This window comes from Psychroflexus maritimus, assembly GCF_011089875.1.
GTDB lineage: Bacteria > Bacteroidota > Bacteroidia > Flavobacteriales > Flavobacteriaceae > Psychroflexus > Psychroflexus maritimus.
Window position 1 is genome coordinate 1 of the sequence record NZ_JAANAS010000004.1, and the last position, 242, is coordinate 242.

Annotated in this window: 1 protein-coding gene; it reads left to right on the forward strand. The window is 40.1% G+C overall.

The window, feature by feature from the left end; all coding sequences use genetic code 11:
• Nucleotides 1-242, forward strand: a 242-nt coding sequence (locus G7034_RS01645; protein ID WP_166399225.1) for a hypothetical protein, incomplete at both ends; no start/stop codon positions are given.

A 242-nucleotide genomic window follows, 5' to 3' on the forward strand; every position in this document is an offset into this window, starting at 1 on the left:
CTATTTTTGTTCGAGTAACCGAAACAGAAACAAGTTGCTTCTCTTTCACCTCTTTTGAACTTATTGTTAATGAAATTCCTCCGCTTCAAAGTGGAAACCCCAACTTAGTCTGCGATGAAAACAACGATGGCTTGGCTGAATTTTTCCTGCCCTTTATTGAAGATTCTATAATCGATGATGCCGAAGGCTTTAGCTTTACCTACTTCGAAACTGAAACCGATGCCCAAAACAACGAAAACCCC